Genomic DNA, 756 nt, shown 5'->3' on the forward strand with positions numbered 1-756 from the left:
GCGGCGCTGGCGGCAATGCTCGACAGCAGGGCCATGCCGAACAGGCAGAAACGGTAGAGGCGATGCATGGGGCAGAGTCCTTTCCAGGGGGGCGTGGGCGCGGGGGGTATCTTAAGGATTTTCGCCAATAGCTCCAGGCTGCCGACGGGGTGGCGAGACGTTTTTTTTCAATTTCCCCCCGGCAGCTCTCTTGTGGTCCCGGGGTTTTACTCTGTACTGTATATAAAAACAGTATCCGGGTCCGACCATGCAACTGATCGACAAGCTGAGCATCCTCGCCGACGCCGCCAAGTACGACGCTTCCTGCGCCAGCAGCGGCGCGCCCAAGCGCAGTTCCGAAGGCAAGAGCGGGCTGGGTTCGAGCAATGGCATGGGCATCTGCCACAGCTATACGCCGGACGGGCGCTGCGTCTCGCTGCTCAAGGTGCTGCTGACCAATTTCTGCCTCTACGACTGCCAGTACTGCGTCAATCGCCGTTCCAGCGACGTACCCCGGGCACGCTTCAGCCCCGAGGAAGTCGTGCGCCTGACCCTGGATTTCTACCGGCGCAATTGCGTCAGCGGGCTGTTCCTCAGCTCGGGGATCATCCGCTCGGCGGACTACACCATGGAGCAACTGGTGCAGGTGGCCAGGCTGCTGCGCGAAGAGCACGAGTTCCGTGGCTACATCCACCTCAAGACCATCCCCGACGCCGACCCGTTGCTGATCGAGCAGGCCGGGCGCTACGCCGACCGCCTCAGCGTCAACGTCGAGCT

The 756-nt window shown here is 62.7% G+C and carries 1 pseudogene; it reads left to right on the top strand.

Annotated features, from left to right (window positions below):
* Positions 1 to 247: 247 nt before the first annotated feature.
* Positions 248 to 756: pseudogene (locus tag F6S12_RS32460) on the top strand (biotin synthase); the annotation flags it as partial.

The sequence above is a fragment of the Pseudomonas sp. JV245A genome, from assembly GCF_032424515.1.
Classification (GTDB): domain Bacteria; phylum Pseudomonadota; class Gammaproteobacteria; order Pseudomonadales; family Pseudomonadaceae; genus Aquipseudomonas; species Aquipseudomonas protegens.